The organism is Flavobacterium potami (genome assembly GCF_020026915.1).
Classification (GTDB): domain Bacteria; phylum Bacteroidota; class Bacteroidia; order Flavobacteriales; family Flavobacteriaceae; genus Flavobacterium; species Flavobacterium potami.
This window is the reverse complement of the sequence record NZ_JAINUY010000107.1, coordinates 1-255: the sequence shown is the minus strand read 5'-3', so window position 1 is coordinate 255 and position 255 is coordinate 1. Positions and strand designations below refer to the sequence as shown.

The following is a 255-nucleotide window of genomic DNA, read 5'->3' as shown; positions in this document are numbered from 1 at the left end:
GAGCAGTTTCTGAAATATCAAAATTCAGATTTGTAGAAGCTGTAACGAAAATTGAATTATCCTGAGGAGCGCCAGTAAAAGTGTAAGCGATGCCTTTTACATCAAAATTCAATACAGTTGAATGTGTGATGCCGTTGCTTCCTTTTACTTCAGCATTGATGATAACAGCTCCCTCTGCAGTACCGTTAAATACTAATTGAGTAGTTCCGTTAGCAATTGGAGTTGCTGTTCCGTAAGGCACAGCCACACCGCCCT

At 40.8% G+C, this 255-nt stretch carries 1 protein-coding gene; it reads right to left on the bottom strand.

Annotated elements, in window-relative coordinates:
- Window positions 1-255, bottom strand: a 255-nt coding sequence (locus tag K6T82_RS24910) for a hypothetical protein (protein WP_223711677.1), incomplete at both ends; no start/stop codon positions are given.